The sequence below is a fragment of the Methylobacterium terricola genome (genome assembly GCF_006151805.1).
Lineage (GTDB): Bacteria > Pseudomonadota > Alphaproteobacteria > Rhizobiales > Beijerinckiaceae > Methylobacterium > Methylobacterium terricola.
Window position 1 is genome coordinate 64,902 of record NZ_VDDA01000018.1, and the last position, 20,467, is coordinate 85,368.

The 20,467-nt window shown below is 71.3% G+C and carries 21 protein-coding genes; 14 read left to right on the forward strand and 7 right to left on the reverse strand.

Annotated elements, in window-relative coordinates; translation table 11 throughout:
* Positions 1 to 14: 14 nt before the first annotated feature.
* From fabI to FF100_RS27080, 3 genes are all read right to left on the reverse strand, one after another.
* Complete coding sequence (gene fabI / locus FF100_RS27070; protein WP_139038873.1) at positions 15 to 872, reverse strand: enoyl-ACP reductase FabI; 858 nt, start codon at positions 870 to 872, stop codon at positions 15 to 17.
* Between the two features lie 149 nt (positions 873 to 1,021).
* Entirely contained in the window at positions 1,022 to 1,957 is a 936-nt protein-coding gene (locus FF100_RS27075; protein WP_139038874.1) for a DnaJ C-terminal domain-containing protein, read from the reverse strand.
* A 172-nt stretch (positions 1,958 to 2,129) separates the two neighbouring features.
* Entirely contained in the window at positions 2,130 to 2,579 is a 450-nt protein-coding gene (locus tag FF100_RS27080) for an RT0821/Lpp0805 family surface protein (RefSeq protein ID WP_425463360.1), read from the reverse strand.
* Positions 2,580 to 2,724: 145 nt separating this feature from the next.
* On the opposite strand from FF100_RS27080, the gene pdxH reads away from it, so the two are divergent.
* The 7 genes from pdxH (at position 2,725) to FF100_RS27115 (ending at position 7,841) form a co-directional block, all read left to right on the forward strand.
* A complete protein-coding gene (gene pdxH / locus FF100_RS27085; RefSeq protein ID WP_139038876.1) occupies positions 2,725 to 3,333 on the forward strand; it encodes a pyridoxamine 5'-phosphate oxidase in 609 nt (202 codons plus the stop codon).
* Positions 3,334 to 3,498: 165 nt separating this feature from the next.
* Positions 3,499 to 4,221, forward strand: a complete 723-nt coding sequence (locus FF100_RS27090; protein WP_139038930.1) for an SDR family NAD(P)-dependent oxidoreductase — start codon at positions 3,499 to 3,501, stop codon at positions 4,219 to 4,221.
* A complete protein-coding gene (locus FF100_RS27095; RefSeq protein ID WP_139038877.1) occupies positions 4,214 to 5,266 on the forward strand; it encodes a hypothetical protein in 1,053 nt (350 codons plus the stop codon). Before FF100_RS27090 ends, FF100_RS27095 begins: the two co-directional genes overlap by 8 nt.
* Complete coding sequence (locus tag FF100_RS27100; protein ID WP_246102412.1) at positions 5,263 to 5,739, forward strand: NUDIX hydrolase; 477 nt, start codon at positions 5,263 to 5,265, stop codon at positions 5,737 to 5,739. The genes FF100_RS27095 and FF100_RS27100 overlap by 4 nt, the downstream gene beginning before the upstream one ends.
* Positions 5,736 to 6,212 (forward strand): TIGR02301 family protein, encoded by a 477-nt coding sequence (locus FF100_RS27105; RefSeq protein ID WP_425463361.1) that lies wholly within the window; start codon positions 5,736 to 5,738, stop codon positions 6,210 to 6,212. Before FF100_RS27100 ends, FF100_RS27105 begins: the two co-directional genes overlap by 4 nt.
* A gap of 188 nt (positions 6,213 to 6,400) precedes the next feature.
* On the forward strand, positions 6,401 to 6,664 hold the full coding sequence (locus FF100_RS27110) for a hypothetical protein (protein WP_139038879.1): 264 nt from the start codon (positions 6,401 to 6,403) through the stop codon (positions 6,662 to 6,664).
* 88 nt (positions 6,665 to 6,752) lie between these two features.
* A complete protein-coding gene (locus tag FF100_RS27115) occupies positions 6,753 to 7,841 on the forward strand; it encodes an SPL family radical SAM protein (protein WP_139038880.1) in 1,089 nt (362 codons plus the stop codon).
* 136 nt (positions 7,842 to 7,977) lie between these two features.
* On the opposite strand, the gene msrB is transcribed toward FF100_RS27115, so the two are convergent.
* From msrB to FF100_RS27130, 3 genes are all read right to left on the reverse strand, one after another.
* A complete protein-coding gene (gene msrB, locus FF100_RS27120) occupies positions 7,978 to 8,388 on the reverse strand; it encodes a peptide-methionine (R)-S-oxide reductase MsrB (RefSeq protein ID WP_139038881.1) in 411 nt (136 codons plus the stop codon).
* Between the two features lie 91 nt (positions 8,389 to 8,479).
* Positions 8,480 to 9,640, reverse strand: coding sequence for a YihY/virulence factor BrkB family protein (locus FF100_RS27125; protein ID WP_139038882.1), 1,161 nt, complete (start codon positions 9,638 to 9,640; stop codon positions 8,480 to 8,482).
* A gap of 135 nt (positions 9,641 to 9,775) precedes the next feature.
* Positions 9,776 to 10,432, reverse strand: coding sequence for a GntR family transcriptional regulator (locus tag FF100_RS27130; RefSeq protein ID WP_139038883.1), 657 nt, complete (start codon positions 10,430 to 10,432; stop codon positions 9,776 to 9,778).
* 175 nt (positions 10,433 to 10,607) lie between these two features.
* On the opposite strand from FF100_RS27130, the gene dctP reads away from it, so the two are divergent.
* The 6 genes from dctP to FF100_RS27165 all read left to right on the forward strand — a co-directional run bounded on the left by dctP (position 10,608) and on the right by FF100_RS27165 (position 18,054).
* A complete protein-coding gene (gene dctP / locus FF100_RS27135; protein ID WP_139038884.1) occupies positions 10,608 to 11,627 on the forward strand; it encodes a TRAP transporter substrate-binding protein DctP in 1,020 nt (339 codons plus the stop codon).
* Positions 11,624 to 12,334: a TRAP transporter small permease gene (locus tag FF100_RS27140; protein ID WP_139038885.1), complete on the forward strand. Its 711-nt coding sequence runs from the start codon at positions 11,624 to 11,626 to the stop codon at positions 12,332 to 12,334. Before dctP ends, FF100_RS27140 begins: the two co-directional genes overlap by 4 nt.
* A complete protein-coding gene (locus FF100_RS27145; RefSeq protein ID WP_139038886.1) occupies positions 12,331 to 13,683 on the forward strand; it encodes a TRAP transporter large permease in 1,353 nt (450 codons plus the stop codon). The genes FF100_RS27140 and FF100_RS27145 overlap by 4 nt, the downstream gene beginning before the upstream one ends.
* 160 nt (positions 13,684 to 13,843) lie before the next feature.
* A complete protein-coding gene (locus FF100_RS27150; RefSeq protein ID WP_139038887.1) occupies positions 13,844 to 15,250 on the forward strand; it encodes a malonyl-CoA decarboxylase in 1,407 nt (468 codons plus the stop codon).
* Between the two features lie 263 nt (positions 15,251 to 15,513).
* Positions 15,514 to 17,037 (forward strand): malonate--CoA ligase, encoded by a 1,524-nt coding sequence (locus tag FF100_RS27160; protein ID WP_139038889.1) that lies wholly within the window; start codon positions 15,514 to 15,516, stop codon positions 17,035 to 17,037.
* A gap of 153 nt (positions 17,038 to 17,190) precedes the next feature.
* Positions 17,191 to 18,054, forward strand: coding sequence for a PhzF family phenazine biosynthesis protein (locus FF100_RS27165; RefSeq protein WP_139038890.1), 864 nt, complete (start codon positions 17,191 to 17,193; stop codon positions 18,052 to 18,054).
* Between the two features lie 12 nt (positions 18,055 to 18,066).
* On the opposite strand, the gene FF100_RS27170 is transcribed toward FF100_RS27165, so the two are convergent.
* Positions 18,067 to 19,176: a branched-chain amino acid ABC transporter substrate-binding protein gene (locus FF100_RS27170; protein WP_171070350.1), complete on the reverse strand. Its 1,110-nt coding sequence runs from the start codon at positions 19,174 to 19,176 to the stop codon at positions 18,067 to 18,069.
* 295 nt (positions 19,177 to 19,471) lie between these two features.
* On the opposite strand from FF100_RS27170, the gene FF100_RS27175 reads away from it, so the two are divergent.
* The gene (locus tag FF100_RS27175) at positions 19,472 to 20,440 is read left to right on the forward strand and encodes a D-2-hydroxyacid dehydrogenase family protein (RefSeq protein WP_139038891.1); all 969 of its coding nucleotides are present in this window, start codon (positions 19,472 to 19,474) and stop codon (positions 20,438 to 20,440) included.
* The last annotated feature ends 27 nt before the right edge of the window (positions 20,441 to 20,467 follow it).

A 20,467-nucleotide genomic window follows, 5' to 3' on the forward strand; every position in this document is an offset into this window, starting at 1 on the left:
CGGCCCCGGCAGGCTCAATCCTTGTCGAGGCTGAGGTCGGGGGCCTCGGGATTCTTCATGCCGACGACGTGGTAGCCGGCATCGACGTGCAGGATCTCGCCGGTCATGCCGCGGGACATGTCGGAGATCAGGTAGGCGGCGGTCTCGCCGACCTCATCGATGGTCACGGTGCGCCGCAGCGGGGCGTTGTACTCGTTCCACTTCAGGATGTAGCGGAAATCGCCGATGCCGGAGGCGGCCAGCGTCTTGATCGGACCGGCCGAGATCGCGTTGACGCGGATCTTCTGCGGGCCGAGATCGGCCGCGAGGTAGCGCACCGACGCCTCCAGCGCCGCCTTGGCGACGCCCATGACGTTGTAGTGCGGCATCCACTTCTCGGCGCCGTAATAGGTCAGCGTGAGGAGCGAGCCGCCGTTGCGCATCAGCTTCTCGGCCCGCTGGGCGACCGCGGTGAACGAGTAGCAGGAAATCAGCAGCGACTTGGTGAAGTTCGCCTCGCTGGTCTCGATGTAGCGGCCGGTCAGCTCGTCCTTGTCCGAGAACGCGATGCAGTGGATGACGAAGTCGATCCCGTCGGGAAAGTGCCGGCCGGCAGCCTCGAACACCGCGTCGATCGAGGCCGGGTCGGTGACGTCGCAATGGCCGACGACGGCGGCATCGAGCTCGCGGGCCAGCGGCTCGACCCTCTTCCTCAGCGCCTCGCCCTGGTAGGTGAAGGCCAGTTCCGCGCCGTGCTGGCGGGCGCTGCGTGCGATGCCCCAGGCGATCGAGCGGTTGTTGGCGACGCCGAGCACGAGGCCGCGCTTGCCGGCGAGAAGCCCGGTGCGGGGCTGCCCGTCATCCTGTACCTGTGCCCGGTTGGAGTCAGCCATGTGTCACCCAAAGAACAGCCGCCACGGGGAGCGCGCGGCGGCTGGTTGGACCCGGCCGTGCATGACTCCCCATCGGCTTCCTTAACCGACGGCCGCGGGCGACGGAAGTGCGGCGGCTCCGGTAAAGACTCACGCGGCCGATCCGCCGGTCAGGTGGTCGCGGCGGCGGCGCGGCGCTTGCGGGCGAACTCGGTCAGAGCCTCGTCGGCGGTGGCCGGCAAGACGACGGCGATGGTGGCCAGCAGGTCGCCGCGGGTGCCGTCCTTCTTCGGCAGGCCCTTGCCGCGCAGGCGGAAGACCCGGCCGGAGCTCGTCATCGGCGGAATCTTCATCTCGACCGCGCCGGTCAGGGTCTGGATCCGGATCGGGCCCCCGAGCACCGCATCCTCGAGCGGCACCTCGGCGGAGGTGCGCAGATCCGCGCCCTCGACCTGGAAGCGCGCATCCGGCGCGACCCGGATGGTGAGCAGGGCGTCGCCCGGATCGGCGCCGTGCGCGCCCGGATAGCCGAGGCCGCGCAGGCGGATCGCCTGCCCGTCGACCACGCCCTTGGGCACCACCACGTCGACCTCGCGGCCGCTCGGCAGGGTGAGACGCAGCTTCGCCTCGCCGGCGATCTGGTCGAGGGTGACCGTCAGCTCGGCGGCGACGTCCTCGCCCTTCTGGGGCGCGGCGCGGCCGGCCCCGCCGGCGGAACGGAACGCCTCGCCGAACAGGTGCGAGAAGATGTCCTCGCCGAAGCCGCCGCCGGCGCCACCGCCCGCCCCGCTCCGGGCGCGGGCCATCGATTCGAAGTCGAAGCCACCGCCGCCGCCACCGCCGCGCCCCGCCCCGAAGCCCTCGAAGCCGCCGGTGAACCGGGGCTTGCCGTCGCCGTCGATCGCGCCGCGATCGAACTGCTCGCGCTTCTTGGCGTCGCCCAGGATCTCGTAGGCCTGGTTGACCTCGGCGAAGCGGTCCTGCGCCTTGGCGTCGTTCTTGTTGCGGTCGGGGTGGTAGGCCTTGGCGAGCTTGCGGAAAGCCTTCTTGATCTCCGCCTCGTCGGCCGAACGGCTCACGCCGAGTACGTCATAGGGGTTGCGCATGGCGATCCGATGGCGATTCGGGCGGTCCGGCCTCGGCGCAACGCGTCCGGGCCCGGAGCCGCCCTGGGAAAAAGGGGTGAGCCCTATCTGGCGACCGTGTTGCCGGATTGCAACGCAGGCGGAGCCCCGAACGGCAAGGTTACGTCAAGTCCGGCGGGAGCGCCACGCCGGGTCAACCCGGCTTCGTGGTCGTCTTCAGGCTCTTCAGCTCCCACGCGCCGCCGGAGGGCCGGCAGCCGGTGCCGCGCACGAAACGGTTGCTCGAGGGGCCGATCACCGAGGCGAGGAAGCCGCGGCAGATCTCGTCGTTCTTCACGAAGGGCAGCCCGGTCGGGTTGACCATGCCGCGCATGCCCGAATCCGGATTGTCCCACTTCACCGGCTGGCCGTTGCCCTGCGGATCGAGGGCGACGCCGAGCGCCGCCTTGGCCCGGCGCCAATCCTCCCCGGAGAGGTCGGAGCCGAAGCTTCTCGGGGCCGCAGGCTCGATGCTGCCGGTGCTCTCGGGCTCCGGCGGGGCGGTATCGACCTGCGGCGTGAACATGATGAGCGGCTGGCTGCAGCCGCCGATCGCCAGGACGCCCGCAAGCGCGCTCGCCGCCAGGGCGAGGCCGAGCGTCACAGAACCGACTTTACACGCACCAAGACGCATTACACCTGTTCTCACGACCGGGCGGCCCGTCGCGACGCATGAGGATGCGACGCCGGCCCGCCCCCGGTTCCGGTTGTCACATTGGCTGAACAGCCACTTGGGTAAGGACGATGCCGTGGACGGGTTAACGAAGGATGATTTCACGCAGAACCCGGATCCCTGGGCGCTGTTCCGGCAATGGTTTGCGGATGCCGAGGCCTCCGAGCCGGAGGATCCGAACGCCATGGCGCTCGCGACCTGCGACGCCGACGGGCTGCCGGACGTGCGCGTCGTGCTCCTCAAGGGCGTCGACGAGCGCGGATTCGTGTTCTACACCAATACCCTGTCGATGAAGGGGCGGGAGCTCGCGGACAATCCGCGCGCCGCGATCGTGCTGCACTGGAAGAGCCTGCGCCGCCAGGTGCGGGCCCGCGGCCCGGTGACGAAGGTCGATGACGCCGAGGCCGACGCCTATTTCGCCAGCCGCGCCCGCGACAGCCGCCTCGGCGCCTGGGCGAGCCGGCAGTCGCAGCCGCTCGACAGCCGCGAGACGCTGATCCGGGCGGTGGAGGAGGTCGGCAGCCGCTTTCCCGGCGAGGCCGTCCTGCGCCCGCCGCACTGGACCGGCTACCGCATCGCGCCCACCTCGATGGAGTTCTGGCACGACGGCGCCTACCGCCTGCACGACCGGGTGCGCTTCACCCGCCGGGGCGAGGCGTGGGAGGGCAACCGCCTCTATCCGTGAGGCGGCGGCCATGTGAGCTTTGCTGCGGCGCGGCGAGCCCTGGATTTCCGGGCCGCCGGGCCCTACCCTGAGGCTCTTCCGCGCCCCCTGTCTTCCGGCGGCGCCCCGCACCGGACATCCCGAGGAACGGCCGTGGCCCCACCGTCGAACGAACGCCGCCGCGTGATGCTGCTCACCGGCGCGAGCCGGGGGATCGGCCACGCCACCGTCAAGCGCTTCTCGGCGGCGGGCTGGCGCGTCATCACCTGCTCGCGCCACCCCTTCCCGGAGAACTGCCCGTGGGAGATGGGGCCGGAGGACCACCTGCAGGTCGACCTCGCCGACCCCGAGGACACGATCCGCGCGGTCAAGGAGGTGGCCGGGCGGCTCGAGGCCGAGGGCGGGCTGCTGCACGCCCTCGTCAACAATGCCGGCATCTCGCCGAAAGGCGCCGGCGGCGCGCGGCTGGGCGCCATCTCGACCCCGTTCTCCGATTGGCAGCGGGTGTTCCAGGTCAATTTCTTCGCGCCGATCCTGCTCGCCCGCGGCCTGTGCGACGAGCTGACCCGCGCCCGCGGCTCGATCGTCAACGTGACGTCGATCGCGGGCTCGCGCGTCCACCCCTTCGCGGGGGCGGCCTACGCCACCTCGAAGGCGGCGCTCGCCGGTCTCACCCGCGAGATGGCCTCGGATTTCGGCCCGCTCGGCGTGCGGGTGAACGCGATCTCGCCCGGCGAGATCGATACCTCGATCCTGTCGCCGGGGACCGACAAGCTGGTGGCGCAGATCCCGCAGCGCCGCCTCGGCACCCCCGACGAGGTCGCCAAGGCGATCTATTTCCTGTGCACCGAGGCCTCGTCCTACGTGAACGGCGCCGAGCTGCACATCAACGGCGGCCAGCATGTCTGAACGGGCGGCTTTCGCCCTCGCCTGCCTGCTCCTCGCCTCGCCCGCCGCCGCCGAGCCGCGGGTCACGCTCCTCGACCTGCCGTTCCGGGTGACGCAGCTGCGCGATCCGGGCAGCGAGGCGGCCCTGGCGGTCGCGACCGCCGGTCTGCCGCAGCTGCCGCGGAGAGCCGGCCCGATCGCCGTCGCCTGGGGCGAGACCGGCGCGGCGGTTCTCGCCCTCTCGGGCGATCGGGTCACGGTCGTGCCCCTCTCGCTCGACGCGGTCGAGGGCTTGACCGCCGCCGAGACGCCGAAAGGCGCGCTTCCGGGTTCGCGCCGTGTGCTGTCCGGCCCTGTGAGCGCCTATTTGTCGGGCCCGACGACCGGCCCGGACGGGCGCCCGGGCGCCGCCGGCGTGACGATCCGCGAGCGCCAGAAGGTCGCGATGAGCGCCGACCCGAAGCCGGTGCCGGTGGCGACCGCGACGGTGCCGCCGGGCGCAGGGGCGGTCTTCGCCCCCGATACCCTGCGGCCGGTCGAGACCGATGGCTCCCTCGCCCTGCTGGCGCTGAGCGAGCGCCCGGAGGGCGCGAGCCTGGCGGTGATCGGACGTGAGAAGACCGGGGGCCCGGAGGGGACTTGGCGGGTTCGGGCGGAGACGCCGCCCGCACCCGGCCCCTTGCGCGTGGCCGCCGCGCTTCCGGGTCCCGGCGCCGTGCTGGTGCGCGGCGAGGAGGGCAAGATCGAGCTCTGGAGCCTCGCAGGGTCGAAGCCCGTCCGGCAGGCCCAGGGCAACACCAGCCAGGACGGGAAGAGCCAGGACGGCAAGGGGTTCTCCGCGCCCGGCGCGGTGCTGGCCGAGGGCGAGATGGTGCTGGCGACCCGGGATCGGACCGCCCTCGCCTATCTCTCGCTGAAGGACCTCGCCGAGCGGACGCGCGCGACGCTGCCGGCGCCGATCGGCGCCGGGCTCGCGGTGCTGGGATCCGGGCGCAACGCTCCCGTGATCGTGGCGCTCGCGGATGGGCGCCTGGCGACGGTTCAGGACGGGGATGCCCGCCCGTGAGCGCCGAATCCGACGATCCCGCCCTGACGGCCGCCTGGCGCCGGCGCTATCCCGTCCGGCCGTTCCTCGCCGCCTCGGCGGCCGTGGTGCGGGACGGGCGCGTGCTGCTCGCCGCCCGCGGCCAGGCACCGATGCGCGGAATCTATACCTTGCCCGGCGGGCAAGTGGAGATCGGCGAGACGCTGGCCGAGGCGGCGCTGCGCGAGCTGCACGAGGAGGTCGGCGTGGTGGCCGAGGCGGTGGCGGCCCTGACGCCGCTGGAGGTGATCGAACGGGACGCGCAGGGCGCCGTCCTGCACCATTTCGTGATCCATCCCCATGCCGCGCGATGGATCGCCGGCGAGCCGACCACCGGACCGGAAGCCCTCGACCTGCGCTGGGTGACGCCGGCGGACGCGCGCGACCTGCCGACCACGCGCGGATTGCACGACGTGATCGCGCAGGCCCTTGCGGTGATGGGGAACGCGTCGTGAGGCGCGCCGTCCTCCTGGCCGCCTGCCTGGTCGCGGCGTTGCCCGGCCTGGTCCTGCCGGCCGTGATCCTGCCGGCCGCGGCCCAGAGCCGGCCGAAGCCCGCCGCCAAGCCGCCCGAGACCAAGCCAGCGGACAAGGAGGCGTCCGCCCCGCCTCCGCCGCCGGACACCCCGGCGCCCTACGACCGTGACCTTCTGCGCCTGTCAGAGATCATCGGCTCGCTCAGCTTCCTGCGCGAGCTGTGCGGCACGGCCGACGCGCCGGAATGGCCGGCCCGCATGAAGGCCCTGCTCGATGCCGAGGGCACCAGCCCGGGCCGGCGCGATCGCCTCGCCGGAGCCTATAACCGCGGCTATGGCGGCTACGCCGTCACCTACCGGGTCTGCACGCCGTCGGCGGTCGAGGCGGCCACCCGCTACATCGCGGAGGGCGAGCGGCTGTCCGCCACCCTGGCGAACCGGTTCGGCGGCTGACGCGGCGTGTTGCGGAGGCGCCACAGCTGTGGCGCCGGCGTCGAGGCGTAAGGCATTCTCGCGGCGGCGTTAACCTCTTCGCAATTCCTTGCTGGCCCGGCGCCGGCGGAGATCCTATGAATCGGGGCATCACCTGAGGCCGCGGCGGATTCGACACCGCCGTTCTCCCCCCGATCTCAAGGCCGCCGATGACCGAATTCGAAACCCACGACCCCGCGCTCGACTCCGACCAGGAGGCGAAGCGGGCCGCCCTGAGCTACGTCTCGGAGGCCTTCGCGGAAGGTTGCCTGGACGGGCTCGACGGCGATTGCATGGCCCAGGCCGCCCTGTTCGCGGCGTTCCAGGAACTGGTCCAAACCTACGGCGAGGAAGCCACCGCCCGCTACGCCGAGGGATTCCCCGAGCGTATCCGCGGCGGCACCTACACGGTGCGGCCGGATGCCCGGCATTAAAAAAGCCCGGCCTTGACGCTCCGGGGCCGGGCCCCGCTCCTCAACGTCGCGGGCGGGACCCGGACGACCGCCCGCGCGTTCGCCGGGCATGACGTTCCACGATCCCGCCCCTGCCCGTACGGCCCGCCTCTGGCGCCCCCGCCGGGTCGTCATCACCGCGGCGGCGCGGGAGCACGCCCACGGGCGGGCGATCGCGGCACGGGCGGCTTCGCTCGGACTTCCGGTCGAGGAACTGCCCGGCAACCGCCTCACGGGGCTGCGCCACCCCGACCCGCGCCGGGCCTATATCGAGGCGAAGAACACCCTGGCGGTGGTGGTGGCGCCGCCGACCAAGCTGAAGCTGCAGCCGATCCCCCCGAGCGCCGATTGGCGCGTCGACCTTGCCGAGGGCTGCCCGGCCCATTGCCAGTACTGCTACCTCGCCGGCTCGCTCGCGGGACCGCCGGTCACCCGGGTCTACGCCAACCTCCCTGAAATCCTGGACACCCTCGCCGGCTATGTCGGGCAGGGCAGCGTCACCTCGGCGAGCGCGGCGAGGGCGCATGAGGGCACCACCTTCGAGGCCTCCTGCTACACCGATCCTCTCGGCATCGAGCACCTGACCGGTTCGCTCTCGGCGGCGATCCGGCATTTTGGCGCCTGGGACGCACCGGTGTCGTTGCGGGCGACGACCAAGTTCGCCGCCGTCGAGCCGTTGCTTAAGCTGGAGCACGGGCGCCGCACGCGGGTGCGCTTCTCGGTCAACGCGGCATCCGCCACGCGCTACGAGGGCGGCACCGCCCCCTTGCGCGACCGGCTCGCAGCCATGGGTGCGCTGGCCCGCGCCGGCTATCCGGTCGGGCTCACGGTGGCGCCGATCCTACCCGTGCCGGACTGGCGCGACGCCTATGCCGATGTGTTCGCGCACGCCGCCGCGGCGCTCGACGGCGTCCGGGATCTCGACCTCACCGCGGAACTCATCACCCACCGCTTCACCCCCGGCTCGAAGGAGGTGCTGGAGGGCTGGTATCCGGGCTCCGACCTGCCGATGCGGGAGGAGGAGCGCAGCCGCAAGCTCACCAAGTTCGGCTCGGTCAAGTACGTCTTCCCGGCGGAGCTGATGCGGGAGATGAAGGCATGCCTGACGCGGGAGCTGGCGGAGAGAGTGCCGGCGGCGCGGGTGTTGTACTGGACCTAGACCGTCCCCCCGCTCACCGCCTTGGCCGCCGCGGCCCTCCACGTCATCCCGGGGCCGTGCGGCGGAACCCGGGTGACGTGGAGGCGAGGGATCGTCGGTGCACGCCGCGTCCGGCCTGCTCGCCGCGGCGCCCCCTTCACCCCTCCGGCTCGAACCTCATCGCGCCGCCATTCATGCAGTAGCGAAGCCCGGTCGGGGCCGGGCCGTCATCGAAGACGTGACCGAGATGGCCGTGGCAGCGGGCGCAATGGACCTCGGTGCGGGTCATGAAGAACGAGCGGTCGGTCTGCGTCTCCACCGCCCCGTCGAGGGGGGCGAAGAAGCTCGGCCAGCCCGTGCCGGAGTCGAACTTGGTTCCGGACGCGAACAGCGGCTGGCCGCAGCCGGCGCAGGCGAAGGTGCCGCTGCGTGCCTCGTGATTGAGCGGGCTGGTGCCGGCCCGCTCGGTGCAGTGCTCGCGCAGGATGCGGAACTGCTCGGGCGTCAGGCTCCGGCGCCACTCCGCCTCGCTGCGGGTCTCGGCGGTGCCGGTCTCGTTGGCGGCCATCAGGCCTTCTCCTCGTCCCATCCGTGATTGGCGAGGCCTCAAGATAGTGGCGGGCGCCGCACCCCGCGAGATGGTGCGGCGCGTTAACGCCTTACGCCGGCGCTCCGATCGTGTCGGCCATCCGCGCCCGGCGGGTGCCCATCGGCTGCTCGGGTCCGGTGGTGGTGTCGCGGGCAGTCTGGTGCTCGAGCTCGGCGTTGATCTCGCCGCCGATCAGCACGATCGTCGACGAGATCCAGATCCAGGTCATGAAGCCGATCGCGGCGCCGAGCGAGCCGTAGGTCTCGTTGTAGCTGCCGAAATGCGCGACGTACCAGGAGAAGCCGATCGAGGCGGCGAGCCACACCACCCCGGCGGTAAGGCTGCCGGGCGTGACCCAGCGCCAGCGCGGCAGATCGCGGCTCGGGCCGTAGCGGTAGAGCAGCGCCAGCACGAACAGCAGGACCGCGAGCAGGGCCGGCCAGCGCAGCAGCGCGATGTACCACGCCTTCGGGCTGATCGAGATGCCGAAATAGCCGAGGAAGTTCAGCGCCACCGGCAGCACCACGATGCAGCCGATCGCCACGATGACGAAGACCAGGGCGCCGAAGGTGAAGGCGAGCGAGCGCAGGTTGAGCTGGATGAAGCTGCGCTTCTCCTCCTCCTCGTAGACGATGTTGAGCGCGTCGAACATCGCCTTCATGCCGGCATTGGCGCTCCAGAGCGAGATCGCGAGGCTGGTGAAGAAGGTGATGCCGAGGGTGGTGCCGCCCTTCGCGGTGATCCGCTTGACCTGATCGCCGATGATCTCCAGCGCGCCGGAGGGCAGCACGCCCTGGAGAAGGGACAGGTGGTCGTTGATGGTGCTCGGATCGGTGAACAGCCCGTAGAGCGAGACGAGCGCGGCCACCGCCGGAAAGATGGCGAGCAGGGTGTAGAAGGTGACGCCGGCCGCCACCGACAGCACGCGATCCTTCTGGAACTCGAGATAGACGCGGTAGAGCACGTCCTTCCAGCCCTTGGCCGGGATGTCGGTGGGGGCGGAAGCCTTGCGGCCGCGGTCGCCCTCCGTGTCGGCGACCCACTGGGCCGGGCGCCCGGAATACGACTTGGCGCCGCCGCCGAGATGCCGGGTCGGGTCGGGCGGAGCGTCCTGCACCCCGTCCGGCCGCCGCGCGGTGACGAGGCGCACCAGGGCGAGGCCGAGGAACACGGTCCACAGGGCCGAGGATACGCCGGACGGGGCGGAACCGGGACGAGGTTCGGGCGGCATCAGACACCGGAAAGAAGGAGGGTCGTCGGGCGGCGCCCGCAAGCGTGGGCGCTCGGAGTCACAACGTCGCGTCCCGGGGGTCGTTCCGACTTCACGAAAGCGCCGTAGGGTCAATGGGTTGACCCGCGTCAACGGTCACGCCGCGGCGCTGCCGCCCGGCAGGCTGCGGATCAGCTCCGAGAACCGGTCGCCCTGGACCAGGACGTGGGCGCGCAGGCGCTCGCCGGCCAGCGCCTCGTCTCCGGCCAGGATCGCCTCGACCGCGCCCTCGTGCTCGGCCAAGGATTGCCGCAGCCGGTTTCTGGCGCGCAGCTGGATGCGCCGAAACGGCGCCAGGCGCCGGCTCAAGGTGAGGGCCTGCTCGCACAGGAAGCCGTTGCGCGAGGCCCGGTAGATCACCGCGTGGAACACCGCGTTCTCGGCGTAATAGGTCTCGGTGTCGCCGGTGGCCGCCGCGATCCGGCAGGCGTCGAGGGCCGCGACGAGGTCGCGCTGGTCCGGCTCGGTCAGGCGCCGGGCGGCGAGGCGGCCGCAGGCGGCCTCGAGCTCCGCCATCGTCTCGAACATCTCGAACAGCCGCGCCGGCTCCGGCGTGCTCACCACCGCGCCGCGCCGCGGCTTGACCTCGATCAGGCCGGTGACGGCAAGTTGCAGCAGCGCCTCGCGGATCGGCGTGCGGGAGACCCCGAACCGGGCGGCGAGCTGGACCTCGTCGAGGCGGTCGCCGGGCCGCAGGACGCCGTCGACGATCTCGTCCTCGATCGTTTGCCGCAGCCGCTGGGCATGGCTCATGACGCGCGTCTCTTGGATGATCCCGACACCAACCATCGAAGAGTATGCACGCCGATTGACAAAATATACAAGATTGGCGTCTTCTGAGTGCATGAGGCGGCAGGGCGGCCCCCCCCCTTTCGCCATCGCCGAGAGACGCGGGCTCAAGACCCGCGCTCCGTCCAGAGGAACCGCCATGGCTCTCACCCGTCGCACTCTCGTGGCCGCCGGCCTCGCGGCCCCCGCGCTGATCGGCCTCGGGCGCGCCGCGCAGGCCGCCACGATCCTGAAGCTGTCGCACCAGTTCCCCGGCGGCACGATCGACGAGGGCGATTTTCGCGATCGGATGTGCCGCAAGTTCGCCGCCGCCGTGAAGGAGCGCTCGAAGGGCGCGATCGAGGTCCAGGTCTATCCCGGCTCGTCGCTGATGAAGACCAACGCCCAGTTCAGCGCGATGCGCAAGGGCGCGCTCGATATGAGCCTCTACCCGCTGCCCTATGCCGGCGGCGAGGTGCCGGAGACCAATATCGGGCTGATGCCGGCGCTCGTGACCTCCTACCAGCAGGCCATGGCCTGGAAGAAAGCGCCGGTCGGGCGCAAGCTCACCGAGATCCTGCTGTCGAAGAACATCGTGCTGGTCTCCTGGGTCTGGCAGGCCGGCGGGGTCGCGAGCCGCGAGCGCCCGCTGGTGCGGCCGGAGGATGCCAAGGGCCTGAAGGTCCGCGGCGGCTCGCGCGAGATGGACCTGATGATGAAGGCCGCCGGCGCCGCGACGCTGAGCCTGCCCTCGAACGAATCCTACGCCGCGATGCAGACCGGCGCCTGCGACGCGGTCATCACCTCCTCCACCAGCCTGATCTCGTTCCGGCTCGAGGAGCTGTCGAAGTCGCTCACGTCCGGCCGTGGCCGGTCCTACTGGTTCATGCTCGAGCCGATCATGATGTCGAAGACCGTCTTCGACGGCCTGCCGCAGGATCAGCGCGACCTGATCATGGCGGTCGGCGCCGAGCTCGAATCCTTCGGACAGGAGGGCGCGCAGGCCGACGACACCCGGGTCGAGCAGATCTTCGGCAAGGCCGGCGCCAAGGTCGAGACCCTCGACGAGGCGACGCTCGGCCGCTGGCGTGACATCGCCCGCGATTCGGCCTGGAAGGATTATGCGGCGAAGTCGTCGTCCTGCGCCGAGATGCTGAAGCTCGCGGAGGCGGTCGCGTGAGCCACGCTTTCGACGCGGCCTCCGCCGCCGCGGAGCCGGAGCGGTCCACGGCACGCAGCCGCCTGCCGGGGCCGCTCGCCGCGATCGAGGCGGCGATGGGCGGCCTCAACCGGGTGATCCTGCTCCTCGGCGGCGTCGCCCTCGTCGCCGCCTGCCTGGTGCTGAGCTACAGCGTCGTCGTCCGCTACTTCCTGAAGATCCCGACCGACTGGCAGGACGAGACGGCGGTGTTCCTCATCGTCGGCGCCACCTTCCTGTCGGCGGCGGGCGTGCAGGCGAAGCGCGGCCACGTCGCCATCGAGGCGCTGACGGGGCTCCTGTCGCCGCGGGCGAACCGGATCCGCCTGATCGTCGCCGACGTGATCAGCCTCGGCTTCGTCGGGTTCTTCGCCTGGAAGAGCTGGACGCTGCTGCACGAGGCCTGGGTCGACGGCCAGATCTCGCAATCGACCTGGGGCCCGCCGCTCTGGATCCCGTACTCGTTGATGGCGCTCGGCATGACGCTGCTCGCCCTGCAGTTCCTGCTCCAGGTCGCCGAGGCGCTCGCCCGCGGCCCGGACGCGGCCGGCTTCGCGGATCCGAAGATCGGGCTCGGGGCCGACCTCGAACGGGCCAAGACGCACGACGCCAAGATGCACGACGCCAAGACGCCCGGCACCAAGACGCCTGGCACCAAGACGCACGCCAAGAAGGACGCCGCCCGATGAGCACCGCGATCATCGGCACGCTCTACGCCGGCGCGACCCTGGGGGCGATGCTCGCCGGCATCCCGATCGCCTTCGCGCTCGGCGCCGTGGCGCTCGTCTTCATGCTGGCCTTCATGCCCGGCGCCTCCCTCGATACGGTGGCGCAGAACGTCTACGAGGAGATGGCCTCGATCACCCTGCTGTCAATCCCGCTCTTCATCCTGAAGGGCGCGGCGATCGGCCGGTCGAAGGCGGGCCAGGACCTCTACTCGGCGATGCATGCCTGGATGCACAAGATCCCCGGGGGTCTCGGCATCGCCAACGTCTTCGCCTGCGCGCTCTTCGCCGCCATGGCGGGATCGAGCCCGGCGACCTGCTCGGCGATCGGCTCGGCCGGCATCCCGGAGATGCGCCGGCGCGGCTATTCCGGGGGGTTCGCCGCCGGCATCATCGCGGCGGGCGGGACGCTGGGCATCCTGCTGCCGCCCTCGATCACCATGATCCTCTACGCGGTGGCGGCCGAGCAGTCCCTCGGGCGGCTGTTCCTCGCCGGGATCGGGCCGGGGCTGCTGCTGGTGCTGCTGTTCGCCGCCTACGCCGCCTGGCGCTTCCGGCGCGAATTCGCCATGGCGCGCGCGGCCTACGTCACCGGCGGGCCGGAGCACCCCATCCTGGCCGAGGACCGCTACTCGATGGCGGAGCGCTTCTCGACCCTGCCGCGGGTGCTGCCCTTCGTGGTGCTGCTCACCGGTGTGATGGTGGCGCTCTACGGCGGCTACGCCACCCCCTCCGAGACGGCCGGCCTCGGCGGCCTCCTGGCGCTGGCGCTGATCGCGGCGATCTACGGGGTGTGGCGGGCCCGCGACGTGAGCCCGATCCTCATCGCGACCCTGCGCGAATCCACCATGCTGATGCTGATCATCGGCATGTCGCTGCTCTACGCCTACGTGATGAGCTACCTCCACATCTCGCAGGCCGCCGCCGCGGCGATCGTGGCGCTGCATCTCTCGCCGTGGCTGCTGCTCCTCACCATCCTGCTGCTGGTGGTGGGGCTCGGGTTCTTCCTGCCGCCGGTCTCGATCATCCTGATGACCGCGCCGATCATCCTGCCGCCGCTGCGCGAGGCGGGCTTCGACCTGGTCTGGTTCGGCGTCGTCATGACGATCACCATGGAGATGGGGCTGATCCACCCGCCGGTGGGCCTCAACATCTTCGTCATCAAGAACATCGCCCCGGACATCCCGCTCTCCGACATCATCTGGGGCACCCTGCCCTTCGTGATCCTGATGGCGGTGGCGATCCTGGTGCTCTGCGTGGTCCCCGGCATCGCCCTCTGGCTGCCGGATCTGCTCTTGCCCTCGACCAAGTAGAGGCGGCACCATGCGGGACACGGCACCCGACCGCGACGCGCGACGGCGCCGTCCCTCCCGATTCTCCGCTGCCCCGGCGGAGCCCCATCGACCGAAGGCCGATGCCGTTCCCGGGCGGGGGCGGTCCGGCCACGAGCAGAGCGACAGTGAGCAGGGCCCCATGGCGGCGATCTCGTTCCTCGGCGACCTTCTCCAGAGCATCTCCGACCGGGGCCGCGGGCTGATCGCCTTCGGCCGCAGCGACCTCGCCAAGGCGAGCGTCCCCGAGGTGGTGAAGCTCGCCGAGGACCTCATCTCCCGGCGCGGCGAAGCCTCGGGGGTGGCGCTCGCCCGCATCATCCTCGACCGCTACGACAGCTTCTCGCGCTCCGACCGGCACGAGTTCCTGCGCCGCATCGCCCTCGATTTCGGGGCCGACCACGCGGCGGTGGCGAGCGCCATCGCGGCTTACGAGACCGCGCCGTCGCGGGCGGCCCTCGGCCGCCTGCACGAGGCGGCCGAGCCGCGCTCGCAGGAACTGATCCGCCGCCTCAACCTCGCCCGCAACGGCACGATCGCGCTGGTGCGGATGCGCGAGGATCTGTTTTCCCTGCGCGACGCCGCCCGCAAGGCCGACACGCCGGATCCGGCTCTGGCCGAGGCGGTCGACAGCCTCGACGCCGATTTCGAGCACCTGTTCGCCTCGTGGTTCAACCGCGGCTTCCTGGTGCTGCGCCGGATCGACTGGACGACGCCGGCGCATATCCTGGAAAAGATCATTCGCTACGAGGCGGTGCACGCGATCTCCGGCTGGGACGACCTGCGCCGGCGCATCGAGCCGCCGGACCGGCGCTGCTTCGCGTTCTTCCACCCGGCGCTGCTCGACGAGCCCTTGATCTTCGTCGAGGTGGCGCTGACCACCGGCATCGCCGCGGCGATCGCCCCGATCCTCGCCAACGAGCGCCCGCGGACCGACACGAGCGAGGCGACGACCGCGATCTTCTACTCGATCTCGAACTGCCAGAAGGGCCTGGCCGGCATCACGTTCGGCAACTTCCTGATCAAGCAGGTCGTGGAGGATCTGTGCCGCGAGATGCCGGGCTTGAAGACCTTCGTGACGCTGTCGCCGGTACCGACCTTCCGCACCTGGCTCGACCGCGAGCGCCGGGCGGACGCACCGCAGGGGCTGACGCGGGAGGATGTCGAGACCCTGCGCCTCCTCGACCAGCCGGACTGGCACGCCGACAAGGCCAAGGCCGAGGCGGTGAAGAAGGCCCTGCTGCCGGCCGCCGCCTATTACTTCCTGCGCGCCAAGACCGCCCGCGGCAAGCCGGTCGATCCGGTGGCCCGCTTCCATCTCGGCAACGGCGCCCGCTTGGAACGCCTTAACTTCCTCGGCGACGTCTCGGCCAAGGGCCTGTCGCAGGGCTACGGGCTGATGGTGAACTACCTCTACGACCTCGCCGCGATCGAGAAGAACCACGAGACCTACGCCAATCTCGGCACCGTCTCGGCCTCGCTCACGGTCAACCGCGAGTTGCGCCAGAACCTGCCGCCGGCGCGGGCGGTGGCGCTGGCGGAGGCGTAGCTGCGCATCCTCCTCTCCCCGCGGGCGGGGAGAGTGCCGCGGCGACCTTGTCGTCGGCGCGGCGAGGCGGCAACCGAGGGTGAGGGGGTGTGTCCGGAGGAGCCTGATTCGGAAACACCCCCTCACCCCCGCCCTGCGGGCTTGCTGCATCTCCTGAACGGAGACGCAGCCCTCTCCCCGCCCGCGGGGCGAGGAGAGACACCCGCGTTCTTCGAGCGGACGGCGCGACTATCATCGTCGCCGATGATCCAAGAGTCTTGCCCATGTCCAACCACTTCTTCGACATCGTCCGCTCCCGCCTCCCCGCCGATCCGTCGGCCAGAACGTTCCTCGAAACCACCGAGGGCCTGCGCTGGAGCTACGCCGGCCTGATCGCCGAATCCGGCCGCTACGCCGCGGCGCTGGTCGGCCTCGGCGTCGCGCCCGGCGACCGGGTGGCGGTGCAGGTCGAGAAGAGCCCGGCGGTGATCGCGCTCTATCTCGGCTGCGTGCGCGCCGGCGCGGTGTTCCTGCCGCTCAACACCGGCTACACCCCGGCCGAGATCGCCTATTTCCTCGGCGACGCCGAGCCGGCCCTGTTCGTTTGCGACCCGGGGAAGCTCGACGCGCTGAAGCCCGTGGCCGAGGCGGCTGGTGTCAGCCAAGTCGGCACCCTGGATGCCAAGGGCGAGGGCACGATGGCGGCCGAGGCCGCGGGCCAGACCGGCGACTTCGCCGACGTGCCGCGCGCCTCCGACGATCTCGCGGCGATCCTCTACACCTCGGGCACCACCGGGCGCTCGAAGGGCGCGATGCTCACCCACGACAACCTGTCGTCGAATGCGCTGACCCTGGTCGAGTACTGGCGCTTCACGCCGGACGACGTGCTGATCCACGCCCTGCCGGTGTTCCACACCCACGGCCTGTTCGTCGCCACCAACACGGTGCTGATGTCGGGCGCCGCGATGGTGTTCCTGCCCAAGCTCGATCCGTCGCTGATCCTGTCGCTGATGGGCCGCGCGACGGCGCTGATGGGCGTGCCGACCTTCTACACCCGCCTGCTCAAGGAGCCGGGCCTGACCCGCGAGGCGGCGGCCGGCATGCGCCTGTTCGTCTCCGGCTCGGCGCCGCTGCTCGCCGAGACCCATCGCGAGTGGCAGGAGCGGACCGGCCACGCGATCCTCGAGCGCTACGGCATGACCGAGACCAACATGAGCACGTCGAACCCCTATGACGGCGACCGGGTCGCCGGCACGGTCGGGTTCCCGCTGCCGGGCGTGTCGCTGCGGGTGGTCGATCCGGAGACCGGCCGGGCGATGGCGGCGGATCAGGTTGGGATGATCGAGGTGCGCGGCCCCAACGTGTTCAAGGGCTACTGGCGCATGCCGGAGAAGACCGCCGCCGAGTTCAAGGCCGACGGCTTCTTCATCACCGGCGATCTCGGCAAGGTCGATGACCGCGGCTACGTCCACATCGTCGGCCGCGGCAAGGACCTGATCATCACCGGCGGCTTCAACGTCTATCCGAAGGAGGTCGAGACCGAGATCGACGGACTGCCCGGCGTGCTCGAATCGGCCGTGATCGGGGTGCCGCACCCGGATTTCGGCGAGGGCGTCACCGCCGTGGTGGTGCCGCGCGGAAGCGACACGCCGAGCGAGGCGGCGATCCTGTCGGCTCTCGAGGGCCGGCTCGCCAAGTTCAAGCTTCCCAAGCGCGTGATCGTCGTCGACGAATTGCCGCGCAACACGATGGGCAAGGTGCAGAAGAACCTGCTGCGTGAGACGCATAAGGGGCTGTACGAGGGCTGAGCGCGGCCTCGCCGCTCTCTCTCCCACTCTCAGCGTCATTCCGGGCTCTGCCGCGCGGCCCTGGAATGACGGGGAGGTTCGCCGAAATCCCGGGTGGGACGAGAGTGGAGAATCAGGCAGATCATGCCTCGGCCCATCCCCCGGAGCCCCGCCATGACCGCCCGCTTCGCCCTGATCGACGTGTTCCACGACGGCGCCTTCACCGGCAACCCGCTCGCCGTGGTGAGCGGCGCCGAGCCCGACACCGCGACGATGCAGGCGATGACCCGCTGGTTCAACCTGTCGGAGACGGTGTTCCTGCTGCCGCCAACCGATCCCGGCGCCGATTACCGGGCACGGATCTTCACCCTCGCCCACGAACTCCCCTTCGCCGGCCACCCGACGCTCGGCGCCTGCCATGCTTGGGCGGCACTCGGGGGCCGGCCGCGCGAGACCGGGCGCATCGTTCAGGAATGCGGCGCCGGCCTCGTGCCGATCCGGCAGGACCAGGACCGCCTCGCCTTCGCGGCGCCGCGGTTGCTGCGCGCGGGGCCGGTGGACGACGCGACGATGCGGGAGATCGTGGCGGTGCTGCGGATCTCGCCCGAGCAGATCGTGGAGGCGCGCTGGTGCGACAACGGCCCGGGCTGGGTCGGGGTGATGCTCCGATCGGCCGAGGAGGTGCTGGCGGTGGAACCGGTCCGACGGATCGAGGGCCGGATCGATATCGGGCTCGTCGGCGCCCATCCGCCCGGCGGGGAGGTCGCGTGGGAGATCCGCACCCTGTTCAGCGACGGCGCCGGTGCCCTGGTCGAGGATCCGGTGACCGGCAGCTTCAACGCGGCGGTGGCGGGCTGGCTGCGCGAGACCGGCCGCGCCACCGGGCCCTACATCGCCGCGCAAGGGACGGCGCTCGGACGGCGCGGCCGGATCTTCGTCGCCTATGACGGCGCAGACTGGATCGGCGGCCGCACCCTCACGGTGGCCGAGGGCATCCTGCCTCTCGACCTCTCGGCTCTCACGCCGCGCCAGCCTTGAGGGGCGCCGGCCCTAATTCGCGTAGGTGAACGCGCCGTCGCGCCAGACGTAGAGCACGTATCCGGGGGCGGTCACGTCGCCCTTCTGGTCGAACCCGACATTGCCGAGCACCAGGTTGAAGCGCTCGGCATGCAGCGTCTCGGCGATGGCCTTCGGGTCGGTGGACCTGGCGAAGTTGCCGGCCTCGACCAGGGCCTGGAGTGCGGCGTAGCCGTAGAGGGTGAAGCCGGCGGCATCGATCCCATCGGCCGTCAGGGCCTTCACGGCGGCGGCGGCCTCGGGCTTGCGGCGCAGGTCCGGGTTGAAGGTCATCAGCACGCCGTCGCTCGCCGGACCGGCAAGCGAGCCGAACTCCTTCGTGGCGATGCCGGAGGTGCCGAACCATTGCGGGCGGTAGCCGGCTTCCGCCGCCTTCCGCACCAGCTTGCCCATTTCCTGGTAGTGGCCGCCGTAATAGACCACCTCGATCCCTGCGCCCTGCAGGCGCTTGATCAGCGCCGCGTCGTCGGTCTGGCCCGGGACGATGGCCGAGAACAGCGTCTCGTTCTGGCCGATCTTGTTGAGGTTGGCCTTGGTCGATTCCGCGAGGTTCCGCGACAACGGGGTGTCGTCGTAGAGGATCGCGATCTTCTTGTCGCGAAAACGCTCGGCCAGGATCGTGGCCGAGAGGCGCCCCTGGTCGTCCTCCCGCCCCGAGACCCGGAAGATCGTCGGCAGGCCGCGATCGGTCAGGCGCGCGGCGTTGGAGGCCGGGCTGATCATCACCGCGCCGGCCGCCGCGTAGACGTCGGAGGCGGCGAGCGAGGCGCTGGAGCAGACATGGCCGATCACCAGCCGCACGCCGGCGCGCACGAAGCGCTCGGCCACCGCCATCGCCTGGCCCGGGTCGCAGGCATCGTCCTGCACGTCGAGGACGATCGGCTCGCCGGCGATCCCGCCGCGGGCATTGGCGTCCCGGACGGCGGCCTGCACGCCCTGGAGCACCTGCTCGCCGATCCCCGCGACCGGGCCGGTCCGCGGGACCGCGACCCCAATGGTCACGTCGGCACGGGCGGCACCCGTCCCGGTCAGCAGCGCTGCGATCGCCAGCCACAGGGCGGCGACGGCCCTGGTGCGCGTCATCCCCGGCGCTCCCGCATCGTTCGACCCACTCCGACCTCCGGCCTCGAATCCGGCCGCTTAGCACGGCCGTGGCCCCCTTGTCCGTGCCGACCTCCGAGGCCGACCACCCGAAGCCGCCCTCACGGACCCGCGAGGGCGCCCGCTCTATCGGGTGCGAGCCCGCAGGGGCGCAAGGGGGCCGCAGCGCGTAAGAGGGCCGCGGCGCGTCAGGGTGCGGCGGCGATGATAGCACGGACGCCACGGCTGGAACGCCCGTCCGACGCGGGATATTGAGGAATTCAAAGGGGATCCTTCGATGAATCAGGCTGACGGCATCCGGGTCGCGGTGCTCGACGACTACCAGGGCGTGGCCGCCGGGCTGGCCGACTGGGCCGGCCTCGGGCCGTCGGCGGCGGTGGAGTTCCTCCGCGAGCCGGTGCCGCGGGCGGAGGCCGCGGCGCGGCTCGCCCCCTACGACGTGCTCTGCCTGATGCGCGAGCGCATGCCGCTCGACGCCGCGCTGATCGCGCAGTTGCCCGCCCTCAAGCTCGTGGTGTTCACCGGCGGGCGCAACCCGTCCGTCGACACGGCGGCGCTCCAGGCCCGCGGCATCACCGTCTGCAACACCCGCAACGGCGAGGGCGGCATCGCCACCGCGGAGCTGACGGTCGCGCTGATGCTGGCCTGCGCCCGCTCGTTGCCGCGGGAATTCGCCAACATGGCCGGCGGGCGCTGGCAGGAGACCCTGGGCGAGGGGCTGGAGGGCCGCTGCCTCGGGCTCGTCGGCCTCGGGCGGATCGGCGCCCGGGTGGCGGCGGTCGGACGGGCGCTCGGCATGCGGGTGACGGCCTGGAGCCCGAACCTCACGCCCGAGCGGGCCGAGGCCGGCGGCGCCGAGCTCGCCACCCGCGCGGCGCTGTTCTCGGAGAGCGACGTCGTCAGCCTGCACATGGTGCTGGCGCCCTCGACCCGCGGCATCGTCGGCGCAGCGGAGATCGCCCGGATGCGGCGCGGCGCGATCCTGATCAACACCTCCCGCGGGCCGCTCGTCGACGAGGCGGCGCTGATCGCGGCCCTGCGCGAGGGTCGCATCCGGGCCGGGCTCGACGTCTACGACCGCGAGCCCCTGCCCGCCGACCATCCCCTGCGGAGCGTGCCGAACGCCGTGCTGACGCCGCATCTCGGCTACGTCACCGACAGCACCTTCCGGATGTTCTACGAGGATACGGTGGAGGCCATCGCCGCCTGGCGCCGGGGCGCGCCGGTACGGGTGGTGACGGCCTGAGCAGGCTTGCCTTGGCAGGCCGACGCG